Raw genomic sequence first — 16,045 nt, forward strand, 5'->3', positions numbered from 1 at the left:
CTCTCCATAATATGTGAGCTCGATTGCTCTAAACTTAACTAGCTTAATTTCTTACTTGACATACTGGTTGTTCTGTTCAGTTTTCAAAGATCAATTTTAAAATGAAATGTTTGTCGTTTTTTAGCGACGAAATATAATATATCACGCATGATAACTTGTGTCAATACGTTTTTGAAGTGTTTTTAAAAGAAAGTTTCAAACACTACTTTTAAAAACGACAACAAAAAATAATATAGCATAATAATAGCATTGAAGCAAGTGTTTTTACACAAAAAAATACTATATCTTTTTTTCACCCAGATATAGTATTCTTTGTCTTATTCAGTTTTTACATGTTTAGGAATATATTTTCGGTATTCACTTTCCGATGCTACCCGTCTAAACAATTGAAATAAGAGCTTATATCTTTCCTGCATAGACTTTTTCACCATTCTGTCTATCCGATGATCTTCTAAATCTAACAGTAATTCTTCCATTTCTCTTTTAATTGCATATTCTAATTCTTTTTGTTCTTGATCGTTTACTAATAATCCTAGCATAAAATAAACACTCCCAATTTATTCGCTCACTTTATATTCTCCATATTCCTGCTTTTTATCAAAATTAAACATAATTAGACAGTATATTAACCAATTTAACGCATACCTATAATAGCAAGTCCAAGGAGGCGAGCTTACATGAATTATTTTTTAACCGTACATATTAAGCATTCCAAATTATTACTACTTGCTGTGATTTGCGCATTGTTTACGTCTATCTTTATTTATGTAGAGTCGGAGCAGATTCGTTCAGTATTCTCCTCCAAGCAAAATCCAAATGCTTTGTATCAGGGAAATGCTGATAGAGAGGAAATAGCGATTACGTTTAATATTAGCTGGGGTTATGAAAAAGTAGAGCCTATATTAGAGGTATTAAAAAAACACGACGTCAAGAGTACATTCTTTGTTAGTGGTGAATGGGCAGAGCGGCATCCTGACTTACTAGAAATGATTGTTAAAGATCGACATGAGATTGGAATGCTTGGCTATGCATACAAATCCTATTTGGAACAAGAACCAGATGCTGTAAGGCGAGACTTAGCTCGAGCAAAAGATATCTTTGGAAAATTAGGGTATCCTGATATCACGTTATTACGTACACCAAATGGAGAATTTAATGAAGAAGTATTTGCATTAGCAGAAAATCAAGGTTTAAAAGTAATACATTGGAGTGTCAATCCCCATGATTGGAAAAACCCTGGAACAGATAACATTGTAAAGGACGTGAAAAAAAACACATCAAATGGAGATATTATTTTACTTCATGCCTCCGATTCTGTTAAACAGACGGAAAAAGCACTAGATATTCTACTCCCCTTTTTTAAAGAAGAAGGTCTTAAGCCTGTTACCGTCTCGGACATTATAAGTCAGGCTGATGAAAGTCATGAAGAGTTGTAAAAATACAAATTTTCATCACCTGTTCTACCTTTTTTCCTTCTAAATAATGGAGTATTTTCTAAACACAAAAAAGTTTGGCCCGCGCGCATATGCGAGAGCCAAACTTTTTAACCTTTTTTATCTTGTAACCGGTGCAATATTAGTAATTGATACGTATTACAAATAATGAGTGGTACAATCATTAACCAAGCATAATCGCCACCATTTGTACGAAGACCTGGCACCCACTCTATTGTTGTGACTACGATCATAAAAAACAAAGCAGGAATAAAGGCGCTTCTATTGGTTTCTTTTGCTTTAATACCAGCGATAATCCAGCTATATACAAACAAGGCCATCGCTACGAGTAAGTAGGGGAAAATGGAACTTTCATCTGCTACTCCTTTATATCTGAAATAAACAAGATCAAAGAGTGTCACGCCTATTAAGACAACCTGTATAATTGGCCAAAAGCTACGAAAAATACTTAAACCAAATTGATTCACGGTTAAATATGCAAAAAAGCCCATTTGACTTACCAAGCTAAACACAAAACCTAAAGCCGAGAAAACTATAATTAATCCTAATACTTCAAACCAATCAAACGGATTGAGAAATTCCTGGTACCTCTCCCACTTTACAAAAAAGCTAGCAATAACGGTGGTGAATCCACCAATTAATAATGTAGAAAAAAATAATCGAACAACATTACGACTTTTCACAAAACGTCCTCCATATCCATGCATAATTCTCCATACTTTGATATTTTACCATGAACAAAAGTTTTTTTCTTTCTTCATACATATAAATTTTAAATACTTCCATATTATAAATAAGACTATTTCACGAAAATTAACCGATCTTCTTTAGTTTCTCAGTAGAAAGGAGAATAGATATGGTTCCAACACGTAAACTCAAAGGAATAGTTGTAATTATTATATTATGTTTGATAACTGCATGTACTGGCGGGAGTCCTGCTGCGAATAAAGAAGCAGATTATGATACAACGAAGAAAATGGTCGCTGATATTTTAAAAACAGATGAAGGTAAAAAGGCCATAACAGAGGTATTAGCAAGCGATGATATGCAACAAACTTATGTCATTGACGCGAAAGTTGTAGAAGAAGCTATTACGTCTCTTTTTTCCTCTGATAAAGGAAAAGAATTTTGGCAGAAAATGTTTACGGATCCTGCCTTTATCGAAAGTTTTGCCACTTCGTTACAGGATCAACAAGAAAAAGTGATGCAAGGATTAATGAGTGATCCTAAATTCCAAGGGAAAATGATGGAGATTTTAGGTAATCCAAAAATGCAGGAACAAACCCTTCAAGTCTTAAAAAGCCAACCTTTTCGCGAGCATTTAGAAAAAACCATTCAAGAAACATTTGAATCGCCTATGATGCAAGCAACCATTGCAGAGATTGTTTTAAACGCAGCTAAAGAAATGAAGCCTGAAGAAAGCGGTGGCTCACAAGAAGAGTCTTCTGGCGGTGGTGAAGGTGGCCAAGAAGAAGGCGGCGGTGGCAGCGAAAGTGGCGGTGGTGGAGAATCAGGAGGCAGTTAGCACCTAGTAACTGACACGATTATATTCTAAACCCATTAAAAAGTGAGAGGACCAAAATAATCCTCTCACTTTTTATTAAAATTTTTCAGAAATACCTTTAGCTACTTCTAAATATTCTTTTCCATTCGGATGATCCTCTTGGTATACAGATGGTGCAAAAACACCCTCTTCATCAAATGGTTGTTTCAGCGCCATGCGACCAATAACTTCCGTATTTAATACTTCGGCTAATTTGTCACCGCCACCTTTACCAAAAACATACTCCTTCTCACCTGTTACTTTACTTTCGTAGTAGGACATGTTCTCAATCACACCAAGGATTTCATGGTCGGTATTTATTGCCATTTGCCCCGCTCTAGCTGCTACAAATGCAGCTGTTGGGTGCGGCGTGGTCACAATAATCTCTTTTGAGGATGGAATCATATTATGCACATCTAACGCGATATCGCCTGTGCCCGGTGGTAAATCGAGTAATAAATAATCTAATTCTCCCCATTCTACCTCTTTAAAGAAGCTCGTTAGCATTTTCCCTAGTCTAGGGCCACGCCATATTACAGGAGAATTATCTTCCACAAAAAAGCCCATTGAAATAATTTTTACACCGAATCGTTCTACCGGTACAATTTTATTTCCATTAAGCTTAGGTCTTTCCTCGACACCCATCATGTCTGGTACGCTAAAGCCATAAATATCAGCATCAATTACACCAACCTTATAGCCTAAGCGAGCTAATGCGACAGCTAAGTTAACTGTAACGGTTGATTTACCAACACCGCCCTTACCACTTGCAATCGCTAAAAACTTCGTGTCCGTTTTTCCACTTAAGAGCGTAGGTTTTTCTTCACTGGTTGGTTGAAATTTAGCAATTACTTCCTCAGGTAACTGACTAAATCTTAACCCAACTGTAACCGCACCTAGTTCTTTGAGTGCAGCAACGAGCTCTTGTTGTAATTGCATTTGCTCTGCTGTATTTGTCTTTCCTATCGCTAATTTGACACTGACATGATTTTTTTCTTCTTTTATAACGACTTCTTCCACTCCGCCAGTTTCTTCGAAGGTTTTATGTAAAAAAGGATCTTTTAATTTATACAGTAATTCTAAAACCGCTTGTTTGGTAAGCAAAACAGGTCACCTCTATTATTTATTAATCTGATTATTCTAATTTTAGTATAACATAGTTTAGCGATAGGATAAGTATCTTGCTTCTAATCCGCTACCGTATAATTCAAGATGCCTTCATAGATGCTTATTGCCATTTGGCGTTGATAACTCTTAGATTTTAAGTTCTCTCTTTCCTCATGATTAGAGAGAAATCCAATTTCAATCAAGGCACCTGGCAACTCCGTATATTTAAGTAGGTAAATAGCATTTAAAGCTAAAGCTTCTCGGGTGGTATTTTCCATATTACGTTTTATTTCATCTTGAATCGAAGTAGCTAATTGCTTACTTTTATCTAAAGCTGGATAATAAAAGGTTTGTGCGCCCTTCCACCGTCTATCAGGTAAAGCATTTAAGTGAATGCTCAAAAAGAAATCAGGATCCTTTGACTGAATAAACGACACACGATTTCGGATGTCTTCTGATTTTCGACGTGATAACCCTGTGGTATCGTCACTAGCCAAATCCACATCGGTTTCTCTCGTTAAATAAACCATTGCCCCAGCTTGTTGTAAGTAGTCTCTCAAGAGAAATGTAACTTCTAATGCAATGCCCTTTTCCTGCGTGTCATCGGATCCTTCCGCCCCACCATCCACTCCGCCGTGACCAGGATCAAGCACAATCACTTTTCCTGATAGAGGTAAGGAGAATTGATCCACCTCTTCGTCTAATTGCGTTATTGGATAGAGAATTAACATAAACAAGGCTATCAAACCAATCGTCCACAGCAAAAAAGTCCATTTTTTTAGCATCGATATCTCTCCCATCATCTCTCTTACCACAATATATGGGACAAGACGTGTGTTTATTCCAAAATCAGTAGCTTCTAAAAGCCATAACTCGCTTCTTTCTCTTCCAGCATTTTTTGATACGTTTTTGCTAATAACAATGTATCCTCAATTAGTCGATCTAATCTAAAAAATACATCATCGTTTACAATTTCTTTTTTCAGAAAATCCTTTTCTTCTATAAATGCATAAGCAGGAACCACTTGTGCTTTCATATAAGACAATATTGGTTTGAGTTGTTGCTCTAAAATTAGATAGTGTTTCTCAGATCCAGCTGTAGCATACATCGCTAACACTTTATGCTCAAAGGCGCTAACAGGTAATAGATCAAAAATATTTTTTAAAGTTCCTGGAATCGATGCTTGAAAAATTGGTGTGCCAATAATGATAGCATCCGCTTCCATGATGGTTTTTGTTACATGTTTTGTGTCACCCGTGTAATCCAAGTAATTTCTGCCGTCACTAAATTGAATGTCATAATCTGCTAAATCAATTAATGTAACATCTACTTCTGGATTCGTTTCCTGAGCTCGTTCTATAATATAGTTCATCGCTGTTCTCGTCTTTGAGCCAACTTTTGATCCAGATAGGCCAACAATTTTCATTGATCAATCATCCTCTTTTTTTGCAGTGTATTTTCTGATTGCCGGTAAAATTTCAGTTGCAATCAATTCAATATTCTCTTTCAACTTATCAAAGGGCATACCACCAAAATCCATCTGTGCAATATAGCGTTGATGCCCAAACATTTCATGTTGATACAATATTTTTTCAATTATTTCTTGCGGACTGCCAATATTCATCACATCTCGCTTATCGGCCCCTTGTGCAAAATGCTGTTTGGGGAACCCTCTGCCATTCGTTCGTTTCATTCCTTCATTAATATGTGGATAGGTTGCCCGCTGTGCTTCCTGGGTTGTTTTAGCTGCGAAAAAGAAGCCTGCTGTCGCCACAGGGAATTCATTAGGATCGTATCCATTTTGCCCTAAAGCTTCTCGGTAGGCATCTATCGTATTTTTAAAACTTGAAGCGGGCCCACCAAGGGTCGCTAAAAATATTGGCGCTCCAGCATAGGCTGCTTTAATTGCACTTGCAGGATGTCCACCAACCGCACGCCAAATAGGTAGAGAACCGTTCTTTGGCCTTGGTATAACTTCTGCATTTCTTAAGGGAGCCCTATATTTCCCACTCCAGTTTACTATTTTCTCACGATTTATTTTAAGAAGCAGCTCGAACTTTTCCTCAAATAGCTCTTCATAATCGCTTAAGTCGTAGCCTAATAAATCAAAAATACCAGTACGTGACGCCCTACCTGCAATAATTTCTGCTCTTCCATCAGATATCAGATCTATTGTTGAAAAATTTTCATATACTCTAACAGGATCTGACGTACTGATTATGGTAGAAGAACTAGCAATTTTTATATTTTCAGTAGCTTGTGCGATAGCAGCTAAAACCACCGCGTGCGCTTGTGTAGCAAAATACTCTTGATGAGATTCACCTACACTGAAAAAATCTAGCCCCGCTTGATCAGCAAGCTTAGCCAGCTCTACCAATTCATTAATACGCTGCTGAGCAGAAATCCGCTCCCCCGTATGAGGATCAGGTAAATGATCCCCAAGCGTATACAAACCAAACTCCAAACCCTTATCCTTATCTATTCTAAACTGTTCCATTATTATTCACCTCTTCCACACATTTTAGCAAGCACTTATATATAACGCCATTGACTTGCTTATAGGAAAAACGTGAAGTGGTGCCTGTCACCTGTCGAATAATCTTTAAATTGAATAAAGTTAAAATTGTGGTAAAATCTTGTAAGGAAGTTATCTATTTGGAAGAAAGGAGGAACGATATGTTAATATCTACTATTTTAAAATTTATTGGTTCAGGTTTAGAATTCTTTCTAGGGATCCCTGGAGTTGGTGGAGGATTTATACTTTCTTTATCTTGGGCACCGCTTTTATTTATGCTTATTTATCATGTGATTACACTAGTTATGGCTAGAAAGGAAAATACAGCAATTTGGGGGCCTGTGGTTGGTATTGTAGCCAGTACTTTGGGAGTTATTCCAATAGTAGGAATGGTTCTTCACTGGGCGGCATTTATCTGTCTATTGATTGATGGCTTGAATACACTGAAAAAGAAATAAGGATTGATTGAAAAACTAGACTCATTCGCTAGCACTTTAGCACATGGTTCTAGTTTTTTTCATACTGGAACATTACTACACATTTCATTTTAGGATTCTCGCAATTGACTTAATGGTTACAAATAAGTATGTTAACCTTTTACTCCTCATTTTAAGACTGCTTCTCCAATATTTACGTATATAATAAGAAGTCCTTACTATTGTTGTTTAATATATTAGCAAAAACCCCTTCCAAGCATAGAAACTGAAAGGATTTTCTAAATAGTAATATAAAATGTATTAACACTTATAGATGTATCTTTAGTAAAATTCAAAAATTGCAATCGAAAAAGTTATCAATTCTTTAGTAATCCATACTCCAGGCTGAGCTATATGTTAATAGACTTTTAGATACAGTATATGAAGTCGAAGATGGATTCTTTTGTGCAGATACTATAGCCTTTGTAAAGATAGGACCTATTTCTTCCATCCTTGTCACACTCCTATATAATTGTTAGTTTAATTATAGTTTTATTTATATTAATTTACCGCGTCCAATTTTTAGACTCACACTCGAAAGTAATTTATGATATAAAATAAAAGACACGTTTGAAGATTAATTTAATCAATTAAAAATATAATTTATTTTAGTAGCTCTATGTGTTAAAATTTCTCTTGATAAACAAATAAAAACGGGAGGCTTATTATGTTTTCAACTGAACTTGAATTACAGAGTTGCTTTCACAATCTTTTACTAAGAAATGCAACAAATAACGAGAAAATAATTGATGAGTTTAATGCCCGTTTTGGTAATGTTGATATTGTTAAAGTAACAAACAACAGCAACAACCTACTTACCGTGGAACAAGCTAATTTATTATCTGAATTTAGATATGCGAGAATCGTTTCACTCCTTCATAAAAGAGCTGTAAGGACTCTTAACTACATCGTGGATATAAGTGGATATGATATAAATACTGTTAAGTATATACTAAAAAAACTGATATTGACTAATATAGTGAATGAGATTACGCCGAATAAATATCTAATTAAAGATCAGTTTTCCTTTCCTTTTCTTGAATTCACTTCCTATGAAGCAAAATTACATGATTGGAAAAAGGCAATAACACAGGCAAATAATAATAAAAATTTTTCAGCTTACTCTTATGTTGTTTTTCCTGATTATATGGCTAAGAAATTAGCAATAAAGAAAAGAGAATATTTCAAATCTAACAATATTGGTCTGATTGGAGTTACACCAGATGATTTTACAATCTACCTAGATGTAAAGAAGAAAATTCTACCTTTGAAAAGAAACGTAACATTAATCGCTAGCATAGCAAAATTTATGTTATTGGAATATGAAGAAGGAAAGAAGCTAACTATATGAAGTTAGCTTCTTTTACTGATTTTATGGCATCAGAATATTGTTTTATATGTCCTGAATTAATAGTATAGGTATTGTTTGGAAGGTTGTTGAATAACTGTATATTAGTTTCTGCTTCTTCTAGCAAATTTAGAACTTTGTTAGTCTTGTCGGATACATCCGGTAATGAATCAAAAATTTGTACATATTTATACATTTCTTCAAAATGTTGCAAATAGCAATCATTACTATTAAGTATATCTATTGGCGTTTCTAAAATTAATTCTCTATCGAGAGAACAGTTATCGAGAATAATTGGATGACTCCTAGCTCCCACATTATATATAGCTTCTTGTAAAGGAACTTCAGAGAATACTTTGATTGAAGTATATCGTTTCTTTTGAATTCCAAATGCTTTTTCTGGGGGTAAGCCTTTCTGTACCCTATTGAATTTTCTCAAAGAATAAAACCAACCCGTTCCAACATAATCAGCACCTACTGAAGAGTACAATAACCCTTCAACACTAGTATAGCCTACAATAACTTTAAATCCCATTACCTTTAAATCATAAATAAATTGTAAAATATTAGTCAAATGAGCAAGGTCAAACTTATGTCTAAGAGAGCTCATCTCATTTCGATCTACAGTAAAATACACTCCTTCTAGCTCTTCAGAAAAATCTTCTAAATCTTCTAGGAATTCATTGATATAATCATAGTTAGAGAATGCATTTTCTGATATCACCATAGTTGCAAATAATGGGTTACTATCCTCATGGGAATTCATATATGTAATATTCTTTTGCCAAGTTTCAAGGACTCTTTCAATTATTCTATGTCCGAAGCTTTCTATATAAAAAGTTGGCGTGCATAGGTAATCTAACTCGACTGATTGTTGAAAATCGATATTATTATGAACCAACTCCTCCAAATTTTCTTGTCTTCTTAAAAAAGCTCTATCTATAAGTTCTTTTGGAAATTCCGGATAATCTTTTAATTTCTTTTTGTCAGAATTATCGAATTGTTGATAATATTGCTTAAACTCCATTACTTTTACTAAATCTTCATATTCTATATTTTCGCGAATATATTGATTTATCCTGCTAGAAGTTAAATCTCTTGGGTCCCAAATAATGCCATCGCAAAAATTACTATCTATAATTTTTTTTAATTTTGGACCAGCTGCCGGCCCTTGTTGTATCATAAGCATTATTTAATCACTCTCCTTAAATTCAACTAATGTTTTTTGGATATCTTCAATAGAGCTCGCTCTCCTAAATATTTTTTCAGCAGAAAGTTTGACAATAATATCTCGAAAGAATGACTTAGATTTATCAAATTGATCTTTTTCACACCATTTTTTATATACAAACTGCATATCTTTTAATTGATCTTCTGAAAGTCTTCGCAATTCGGGAAGAAACATTTCAATAGCTATCAATCCTAATGGATAAAGGTCGGTTTTAAAAGTCCAATTGTAATTTGACTGAATTTCTTGTTGTTCTGGTGCCCAATATCTAGGAGTACCCATTGCCATACCAGTTCTAGTAAGCGTTTCATCGTTTGCAGATTTTGCTAACCCCGGATCAATAAACATTACCCTTTCTCCATCAATAATTATATTGTTCGGTTTAATATCACGATGAACATAAGTTTTATCCCACATTTTTTTTACTAATTCTAATGCCGCATCTAAAAAATATGCAATCTGACTAATGCTATTTTCTTCAAGGTAATAGCTAGATTCATTCATTGTAATCCCATCTACTAATTCCTCAAAATAATATTTATATAAATGCTCGTTCACTCGGTATTCATCAATATCTTTAGTGATAATCATTTTAGGAAAAATAGGACATTTTTTTGATGCTTTTACCTCACGAGCTATGATCATTGTAAGTATTCTGATTTCTTCGTTTTTTTGAACTTTTAATTCATCTACATCAACATGTGATACATATTCCATCTGATTAATAGTATGATAAGGTGTAACATTATAAATTTTTAAAATTATTGGATTTGGATCACAAATAATTTTGAAAACTGCTTTTTGACCACTTTTTGGAAAAGGACAAATTGATTGATATTTAATATTATGTCTATCTAAAATTGTTTCAATATCTATTTTAGTTATATATCTTATCTCCATTGCACCCTCCATAAAGCCTTTTCATTAAGTATAACTCAAAAAAAATAATTTCTCTATAATCATATTAAACTGAGTAAAAATTTCTTTATATAAATTTACTAACAAAAATAATATATCAAAACATTTAATAAAGGGGTATATAAACCTCCTCTTGAAAACTCCATACAATTGAAGGGGTATATTTTTAAATATTTGGGTTTAAAAAGCAACCAATAATCTAAATTGTAAACAGAGTTAAACCTCAATAAAACGAAGTTTCGCTGTTTAAGTGATGATTGTGTATCATTTTATTTGGCTGAAATTTAGATATTGGTAATGAATTCTAATGATTAGGGTATATCAATATTAATAACAATATAAAGATATTATCTGATTAAATAACAAAAACCTCTTCCCTGCAAAAACAGGAAAGAGGTTTTGATTTGTAATATAAAGATATATTAACGTTTTGAGAACTGTGGTGCACGACGCGCGCCTTTAAGACCGTATTTTTTACGTTCTTTCATACGAGAGTCACGAGTTAAGAATCCAGCACGCTTAAGTGTTGTGCGATATTCTGGATCTGCTTCTAATAATGCACGAGCTACACCATGACGAATTGCACCAGCTTGACCAGTGAATCCTCCACCATGTACGGTTACTAATACATCGTAGCTTCCTTCAGTCTCTGTAGCAACTAATGGCTGCTTAATGATTGTACGAAGTGTTTCATATGGGAAGTAATCTTCCGCATCACGTTTATTTACAAGGATACGTCCAGTACCAGGTACTAAACGTACACGAGCAGTTGAGCTTTTACGGCGACCGGTGCCGTAGTATTGTACTTGTGCCACTATATTAACCTCCTTTTATTATCCGCGAAGTTCGTAAACTTCTGGTTGTTGTGCTTGGTGCTTGTGCTCAGAACCTCTGTACACATGCAATTTTTTACCCATTTTACGTCCTAGGCTACCTTTTGGTAACATACCTTTTACAGTAAGCTCTAGCATTTGTTCAGGGTACTTCGAACGCATTTCATATGCCGTACGAGACTTCAATCCACCAGGGTGGTTTGAATGACGATAGTAAAGTTTGTCGTTTAATTTGTTACCTGTTAATTCAATTTTTTCAGCATTGATAATGATAACATTGTCACCAGTATCCACATGCGGTGTGTAAGTTGGTTTGTGTTTTCCGCGAAGGAGCGTTGCTATTTCACTTGCTAAGCGACCTAGTGTTTGACCCTCTGCGTCCACAACAAACCATTTGCGTTCAATATTAGCTTCATTTGCCATGAAAGTTGTGCGCATGATCCGTTTACCTCCTAAAAATCTATGTTTCGATTCATCTAATTTTATTCGTTTTTGGTTGAACGATTTATATTCTAACACGAATTAACTTTCCGGGGCCAATCGTGGTTTAGAAAATAAAATGCCATTAATCATAATATAACAAATATGGCCTAAAGTCAATAGAAAAAACGCAAGGATTCGTTGCTTTTTAATTATTATTCATCGTATTTTACCTGATATAAATATAATCCTTGTGGGGGCGCTGTTTTACTCGCGGCTTTTCTTTCTTTTTTTTCTATTATTTTTTTCATATCTTCAGGCTTTAACTTACCATAACCAATATCAACTAATGTACCTACAATGATCCGAACCATATTATATAAGAATCCACTTCCTGCTATCCTAAATATCAGACCTGTATTTTTTTCTAAAAAAGAGGCTGCATAAACCGTTCGTATTTTATCTCCTTTTACCGTTGCTTTCGCAGCACAAAAGGAACTAAAATCATGTGTTCCAATTAAATACTTACACGCTTCTTGCATTGCTTTAACATTAATTGGCGGCGCGACATGGTGTTTATAATGGCGCAAAAATATATTCGGTTCGTCATCTACTAATAACTCATACCGATACTCTTTTTCTATTACATCATAGCGAGCATGAAAATCATCTTTTACTGGTTCTATCCTTTTCACATTAATATCATCAGGTAAGATGGCAGTTAAAGCTCTTTTCCAATTATCAAGTGGAATTTGTAAGTCCGAATCAAAATGTAACACTTGTCCTAATGCATGAACGCCTCGATCAGTTCTTCCAGAAGCATGAACTGTAATGCGTAGACCTTTATGCATTTTACTTAACGCCTTTTCAACTTCACCCTGAACGGTGCGTTGTTTAGGTTGTATTTGGTATCCTGAAAAATTACTACCATCATAGCTAATTACAGCTTTATATCGCATAGGCAACCCTACTTTCTCAGTAAAAACATTCCTGCAATCACGAGGGAAAATAATATCATTGCAAGATAGTCTAACTTTCTAATCTTTAATTCTCTAAGTTTCGTTCTACCTTCCCCTCCTCTATATCCACGAGCCTCCATTGCCATCGCTAGTTCTTCCGCACGTTTAAACGCACTAATAAATAAAGGAACCAGGAGCGGAATTACAGCCTCCACTCTACTTTTTAAGGAACCAGACCTAAAATCTACTCCTCTTGAAGCTTGTGCTTTAGAAATCTTGTCTGTTTCTTGCATTAAAGTAGGAATAAATCGCAATGAAATCGACATCATTAAGGCTAATTCATGGACCGGTAGCCGGATTTTTTTCAGAGGATTTAGAAGTGATTCGATCGCATCCGTTATTTCTATCGGAGTCGTAGTCAAGGTTAATAATGATGTAAATAATATCAATAAGAAAAAACGTAACGAAATACTAAAACCTTGAATGAGTGCCCCTGAATAAATAGGAAACCCTAGGATCCGATAAAGCACCTCACCTTCTTGCGTTACAATAAGGTGAATCGTAAAAGTAAAAATTATTAAAAACCACACAGGAGTGAGCCCTTTTATAATAAAGGAAGGCTTAATTTTAGTGGATAATGCGACAAGGAATGAAAATATGGTTAATAGTGCATAGCTTAATACGGAATTAGCAAAAAATACAAAAATAACAAAAAAGAATATTAAGGAGATCTTTGTTCGTGGATCCAAACGATGGATAAAGGATTCACCTGGAATATATTGGCCAATTATAAATGCACTATTCATGTTTCTTTAACCCCTTTAATCCAACACTTACTTGCACTGCTAATTCATCTAGGGACTGTCCTTGATAATCAATAGAAAGCCCAAAACGATTATTTATCTCTTTTACCACGGTTAAAATTTCTGGTATATCTAATTGCACTTTATTTAATCTAGCTTGGTTCGAAAATACTTCTTGTACGCTGCCTTCTAAGTATTTCGTTCCTTTTTCCAGCACAATCACTTTATCCGAAAACTTAAGGGCATCCTCCATGTGATGCGTTACTAAAATAGTAGTTAAACCTTTTTCCTTATGTAGCCGGTAAAACATATTCATGATTTCTTTTCTTCCCTTAGGATCTAATCCTGCAGTCGGTTCATCAAGCACCAAGACTTTTGGTTCTACTGCTAGCACTCCTGCTATCGCAACCCGCCTCATTTGCCCACCACTGAGTTCAAATGGAGAGCGATTCAATAAATCCGTAGATATACCCACAGCTTCTATAGACGTCTTTACTCGCTCTTTAATCTGCTCTGTTGCCACTCCAAAGTTGGCAGGTCCAAAGCTAATATCTTTTTCTACCGTTTCTTCAAATAATTGATGCTCTGGATATTGAAATACAATTCCTACTTGTTCTCTTAAGCTTTTCATGTCTTTCGGTTTATGATCAGAGGTAAGAGTAAAATCCCCAATCTTGGTTTTACCATGTGTAGGGCGTAACAAACCATTTAAATGCTGAATAACGGTGGATTTCCCCGATCCCGTATGACCCACAATAGCTACAAATTCTCCTGATTTAATCTCAAAAGACAGGTTCTTTAAGGCTTGAAACTGAAAAGGTGAATTTGGTTGATATATATAATCTACGTTTTCAAATGATATGTCCATAATGTTTCTAATAGCTCCTCATGTGTTAGCGGATTAGATTCCAGCTCCATTCCATGTCTTTTAAGGGATAAGGCGAATTCGGTTACTAGCGGGATATCTAATCCTACCTCTTTCACTCTATCTTCTGATGAGAAAATAGTTTTTGGTGTTCCTTCTATAGATACTTTTCCATCTTCCATTACAATGACGTAATCTGCTTTAATCATCTCATTTACTTCATGGGAAATCATTATCAATGATAAGTTATCTTTTTTTCTGAGATGTTGTACTGTTTCTAGGATTTCTTTTCTGCCAAGAGGATCGAGCATTGATGTTGCCTCATCTAAAATTAATATACTTGGGGTTATAGCCATCACACTAGCTATAGCTACACGTTGTTTTTGACCACCTGACAAACGGTATGGTTCATGCAACAAGTAATCAATCATGCCAACAGCTTTCAAGGTTTCATCAATTCGCTTTTGCATATCCAACCTCGGAATTCCTCTATTTTCAAGACCAAATGCCACGTCATCTTTTACGGTTGTACCGACAAATTGGTTATCTGGATTTTGAAACACCATTCCCACTTCTCTTCGAATATCCCAAATAGACTCTTCCTCAACTCTAGTTCCGTATATGTAAATTTGTCCGTGCTCCGGAAGTAATAAACCATTCATCAACTTAGCAATGGTTGATTTTCCAGATCCATTATGTCCAATTATCGCAGTTGTTTTATTTGCTTCAATTTTAAAAGAAACATCCTTTAAAATCCATGGTTCATCTTCATGATAACGAAAGGAAACATTATTAAATTCAACAGCATAGTTATTCATGTATTTCACATCTTTCCCTAGTATTTCCCGGGTAATAATAATTTTGGATACCACCATATTTTATCATATAAAGAATAGGATCGGCTAATCTTCCTTAATAAAGCTTACTAACCAATGAAACCTCGAAATTAATTTTACTGCTTTTAAACTGATAGAGCGATTTTCTTTAAAAACTTATCATTTTAAAAATTTTATTTAAGTCTTTCTAGAAACTATAAATCATATAATAAAATTTCAGAAATAAAAAACACAACAATCCCTTACCTATCTGGCAAGAAAATTGTTGTGTTCATTTATAAAACAAAAAGGGCTTGGATCCACCTCATATAAGAGATTGAATGCCGGGCCCTCCCAAATTAAGCTGATATTACACAAGTTCAATGATCGCCATTTTAGCACCGTCACCTTGACGTGGTCCTAATTTAAGCACGCGTGTGTATCCACCTTGTCTATCTTCATAACGCTTTGCAACGTCATTAAATAACTTCTGAAGTACGTCTTCATCTTCGCTTGCTTCCTTCTTATATAAGAAAGATGCAGCTTGACGACGCGCGTGAAGATCTCCACGCTTTCCAAGAGTAATCATTTTATCTACAACAGAACGTAATTCTTTAGCTTTTGCTTCAGTAGTTTCGATGCGTTCATGGATAATAAGATCCGACGCAAGGTTACGTAACATAGCCATACGTTGATCTGTTGTACGTCCTAATTTTCTTGCCATGGGACTATCCCTCCTTCGTTCGAAATCTCTTCGGGTT

The 16,045-nt window shown here is 34.9% G+C and carries 19 protein-coding genes; 4 read left to right on the forward strand and 15 right to left on the reverse strand.

Going from position 1 to position 16,045, the window contains the following annotated elements:
- Nucleotides 1–317 precede the first annotated feature (317 nt).
- The gene (locus DFR57_RS15605) at nt 318–539 is read right to left on the reverse strand and encodes a hypothetical protein (protein ID WP_114354154.1); all 222 of its coding nucleotides are present in this window, start codon (nt 537–539) and stop codon (nt 318–320) included.
- A 138-nt stretch (nt 540–677) separates the two neighbouring features.
- On the opposite strand from DFR57_RS15605, the gene pdaB reads away from it, so the two are divergent.
- Nucleotides 678–1,436, forward strand: a complete 759-nt coding sequence (pdaB, locus tag DFR57_RS15610) for a polysaccharide deacetylase family sporulation protein PdaB (RefSeq protein ID WP_114354155.1) — start codon at nt 678–680, stop codon at nt 1,434–1,436.
- Nucleotides 1,437–1,543: 107 nt separating this feature from the next.
- Here pdaB and DFR57_RS15615 read toward each other — a convergent pair whose 3' ends face one another.
- Nucleotides 1,544–2,137, reverse strand: a complete 594-nt coding sequence (locus DFR57_RS15615) for a KinB-signaling pathway activation protein (RefSeq protein ID WP_114354156.1) — start codon at nt 2,135–2,137, stop codon at nt 1,544–1,546.
- A gap of 173 nt (nt 2,138–2,310) precedes the next feature.
- Here DFR57_RS15615 and gerD point away from each other — a divergent pair, with 173 nt between their 5' ends.
- Entirely contained in the window at nt 2,311–2,979 is a 669-nt protein-coding gene (gerD, locus tag DFR57_RS15620) for a spore germination lipoprotein GerD (protein ID WP_170133009.1), read from the forward strand.
- Between the two features lie 75 nt (nt 2,980–3,054).
- Here the strand turns inward: gerD and DFR57_RS15625 are convergent, their stop codons facing one another.
- From DFR57_RS15625 to DFR57_RS15640, 4 genes are all read right to left on the reverse strand, one after another.
- A complete protein-coding gene (locus tag DFR57_RS15625; RefSeq protein WP_114354157.1) occupies nt 3,055–4,101 on the reverse strand; it encodes an Mrp/NBP35 family ATP-binding protein in 1,047 nt (348 codons plus the stop codon).
- 83 nt (nt 4,102–4,184) lie between these two features.
- Nucleotides 4,185–4,889: an N-acetylmuramoyl-L-alanine amidase CwlD gene (gene cwlD / locus DFR57_RS15630; RefSeq protein ID WP_114354158.1), complete on the reverse strand. Its 705-nt coding sequence runs from the start codon at nt 4,887–4,889 to the stop codon at nt 4,185–4,187.
- A 74-nt stretch (nt 4,890–4,963) separates the two neighbouring features.
- Nucleotides 4,964–5,530: an NADPH-dependent FMN reductase gene (locus tag DFR57_RS15635; RefSeq protein ID WP_114354159.1), complete on the reverse strand. Its 567-nt coding sequence runs from the start codon at nt 5,528–5,530 to the stop codon at nt 4,964–4,966.
- A 3-nt stretch (nt 5,531–5,533) separates the two neighbouring features.
- Entirely contained in the window at nt 5,534–6,601 is a 1,068-nt protein-coding gene (locus DFR57_RS15640) for an LLM class flavin-dependent oxidoreductase (RefSeq protein ID WP_114354160.1), read from the reverse strand.
- Nucleotides 6,602–6,780: 179 nt separating this feature from the next.
- On the opposite strand from DFR57_RS15640, the gene DFR57_RS15645 reads away from it, so the two are divergent.
- Together DFR57_RS15645 and DFR57_RS15650 are read left to right on the forward strand one after the other, a co-directional pair.
- On the forward strand, nt 6,781–7,077 hold the full coding sequence (locus tag DFR57_RS15645; RefSeq protein ID WP_114354161.1) for a hypothetical protein: 297 nt from the start codon (nt 6,781–6,783) through the stop codon (nt 7,075–7,077).
- 685 nt (nt 7,078–7,762) lie between these two features.
- On the forward strand, nt 7,763–8,446 hold the full coding sequence (locus DFR57_RS15650) for a hypothetical protein (RefSeq protein ID WP_114354162.1): 684 nt from the start codon (nt 7,763–7,765) through the stop codon (nt 8,444–8,446).
- On the opposite strand, the gene DFR57_RS15655 is transcribed toward DFR57_RS15650, so the two are convergent.
- From DFR57_RS15655 to rplQ, 9 genes are all read right to left on the reverse strand, one after another.
- On the reverse strand, nt 8,439–9,632 hold the full coding sequence (locus DFR57_RS15655) for a hypothetical protein (protein ID WP_114354163.1): 1,194 nt from the start codon (nt 9,630–9,632) through the stop codon (nt 8,439–8,441). The two genes, DFR57_RS15650 and DFR57_RS15655, sit on opposite strands and share 8 nt — an antisense overlap.
- Before the next feature lie 3 nt (nt 9,633–9,635).
- Nucleotides 9,636–10,571 (reverse strand): protein kinase domain-containing protein, encoded by a 936-nt coding sequence (locus tag DFR57_RS15660; protein ID WP_170133010.1) that lies wholly within the window; start codon nt 10,569–10,571, stop codon nt 9,636–9,638.
- 440 nt (nt 10,572–11,011) lie between these two features.
- Complete coding sequence (gene rpsI, locus DFR57_RS15665; protein WP_114354165.1) at nt 11,012–11,404, reverse strand: 30S ribosomal protein S9; 393 nt, start codon at nt 11,402–11,404, stop codon at nt 11,012–11,014.
- A gap of 18 nt (nt 11,405–11,422) precedes the next feature.
- Complete coding sequence (rplM, locus tag DFR57_RS15670; RefSeq protein ID WP_114354166.1) at nt 11,423–11,860, reverse strand: 50S ribosomal protein L13; 438 nt, start codon at nt 11,858–11,860, stop codon at nt 11,423–11,425.
- Between the two features lie 197 nt (nt 11,861–12,057).
- A complete protein-coding gene (truA, locus tag DFR57_RS15675) occupies nt 12,058–12,801 on the reverse strand; it encodes a tRNA pseudouridine(38-40) synthase TruA (RefSeq protein WP_114354167.1) in 744 nt (247 codons plus the stop codon).
- 8 nt (nt 12,802–12,809) lie between these two features.
- A complete protein-coding gene (locus DFR57_RS15680; RefSeq protein ID WP_114354168.1) occupies nt 12,810–13,607 on the reverse strand; it encodes an energy-coupling factor transporter transmembrane component T family protein in 798 nt (265 codons plus the stop codon).
- The gene (locus tag DFR57_RS15685) at nt 13,600–14,472 is read right to left on the reverse strand and encodes an energy-coupling factor ABC transporter ATP-binding protein (protein ID WP_114354169.1); all 873 of its coding nucleotides are present in this window, start codon (nt 14,470–14,472) and stop codon (nt 13,600–13,602) included. The genes DFR57_RS15680 and DFR57_RS15685 overlap by 8 nt, the downstream gene beginning before the upstream one ends.
- Nucleotides 14,448–15,287, reverse strand: a complete 840-nt coding sequence (locus tag DFR57_RS15690; RefSeq protein WP_114354228.1) for an energy-coupling factor transporter ATPase — start codon at nt 15,285–15,287, stop codon at nt 14,448–14,450. The genes DFR57_RS15685 and DFR57_RS15690 overlap by 25 nt, the downstream gene beginning before the upstream one ends.
- Nucleotides 15,288–15,654: 367 nt before the next feature.
- Nucleotides 15,655–16,008 carry a 50S ribosomal protein L17 gene (gene rplQ / locus DFR57_RS15695; RefSeq protein ID WP_114354170.1) on the reverse strand — a complete coding sequence of 118 codons (354 nt, stop codon included), beginning with the start codon at nt 16,006–16,008 and terminating at the stop codon, nt 15,655–15,657.
- Nucleotides 16,009–16,045 lie beyond the last annotated feature (37 nt).

This window comes from Saliterribacillus persicus (assembly GCF_003337485.1).
GTDB classification, from domain to species: domain Bacteria; phylum Bacillota; class Bacilli; order Bacillales; family Amphibacillaceae; genus Saliterribacillus; species Saliterribacillus persicus.

What these genes read in the sequence shown, in the direction of transcription:
- pdaB (WP_114354155.1), top strand. Translation starts at nt 678, where the DNA reads ATGAATTATTTTTTAACCGTACATATTAAGCATTCCAAATTATTACTA.
- DFR57_RS15605 (WP_114354154.1), bottom strand. Translation starts at nt 539, where the DNA reads ATGCTAGGATTATTAGTAAACGATCAAGAACAAAAAGAATTAGAATAT.
- gerD (WP_170133009.1), top strand. Translation starts at nt 2,311, where the DNA reads ATGGTTCCAACACGTAAACTCAAAGGAATAGTTGTAATTATTATATTA.
- truA (WP_114354167.1), bottom strand. Translation starts at nt 12,801, where the DNA reads ATGCGATATAAAGCTGTAATTAGCTATGATGGTAGTAATTTTTCAGGA.
- DFR57_RS15635 (WP_114354159.1), bottom strand. Translation starts at nt 5,530, where the DNA reads ATGAAAATTGTTGGCCTATCTGGATCAAAAGTTGGCTCAAAGACGAGA.
- cwlD (WP_114354158.1), bottom strand. Translation starts at nt 4,889, where the DNA reads ATGCTAAAAAAATGGACTTTTTTGCTGTGGACGATTGGTTTGATAGCC.
- DFR57_RS15685 (WP_114354169.1), bottom strand. Translation starts at nt 14,472, where the DNA reads ATGGACATATCATTTGAAAACGTAGATTATATATATCAACCAAATTCA.
- DFR57_RS15660 (WP_170133010.1), bottom strand. Translation starts at nt 10,571, where the DNA reads ATGGAGATAAGATATATAACTAAAATAGATATTGAAACAATTTTAGAT.
- DFR57_RS15655 (WP_114354163.1), bottom strand. Translation starts at nt 9,632, where the DNA reads ATGCTTATGATACAACAAGGGCCGGCAGCTGGTCCAAAATTAAAAAAA.
- DFR57_RS15680 (WP_114354168.1), bottom strand. Translation starts at nt 13,607, where the DNA reads ATGAATAGTGCATTTATAATTGGCCAATATATTCCAGGTGAATCCTTT.
- DFR57_RS15640 (WP_114354160.1), bottom strand. Translation starts at nt 6,601, where the DNA reads ATGGAACAGTTTAGAATAGATAAGGATAAGGGTTTGGAGTTTGGTTTG.
- DFR57_RS15650 (WP_114354162.1), top strand. Translation starts at nt 7,763, where the DNA reads ATGTTTTCAACTGAACTTGAATTACAGAGTTGCTTTCACAATCTTTTA.
- rplM (WP_114354166.1), bottom strand. Translation starts at nt 11,860, where the DNA reads ATGCGCACAACTTTCATGGCAAATGAAGCTAATATTGAACGCAAATGG.
- rplQ (WP_114354170.1), bottom strand. Translation starts at nt 16,008, where the DNA reads ATGGCAAGAAAATTAGGACGTACAACAGATCAACGTATGGCTATGTTA.
- DFR57_RS15645 (WP_114354161.1), top strand. Translation starts at nt 6,781, where the DNA reads ATGTTAATATCTACTATTTTAAAATTTATTGGTTCAGGTTTAGAATTC.
- DFR57_RS15690 (WP_114354228.1), bottom strand. Translation starts at nt 15,287, where the DNA reads ATGAATAACTATGCTGTTGAATTTAATAATGTTTCCTTTCGTTATCAT.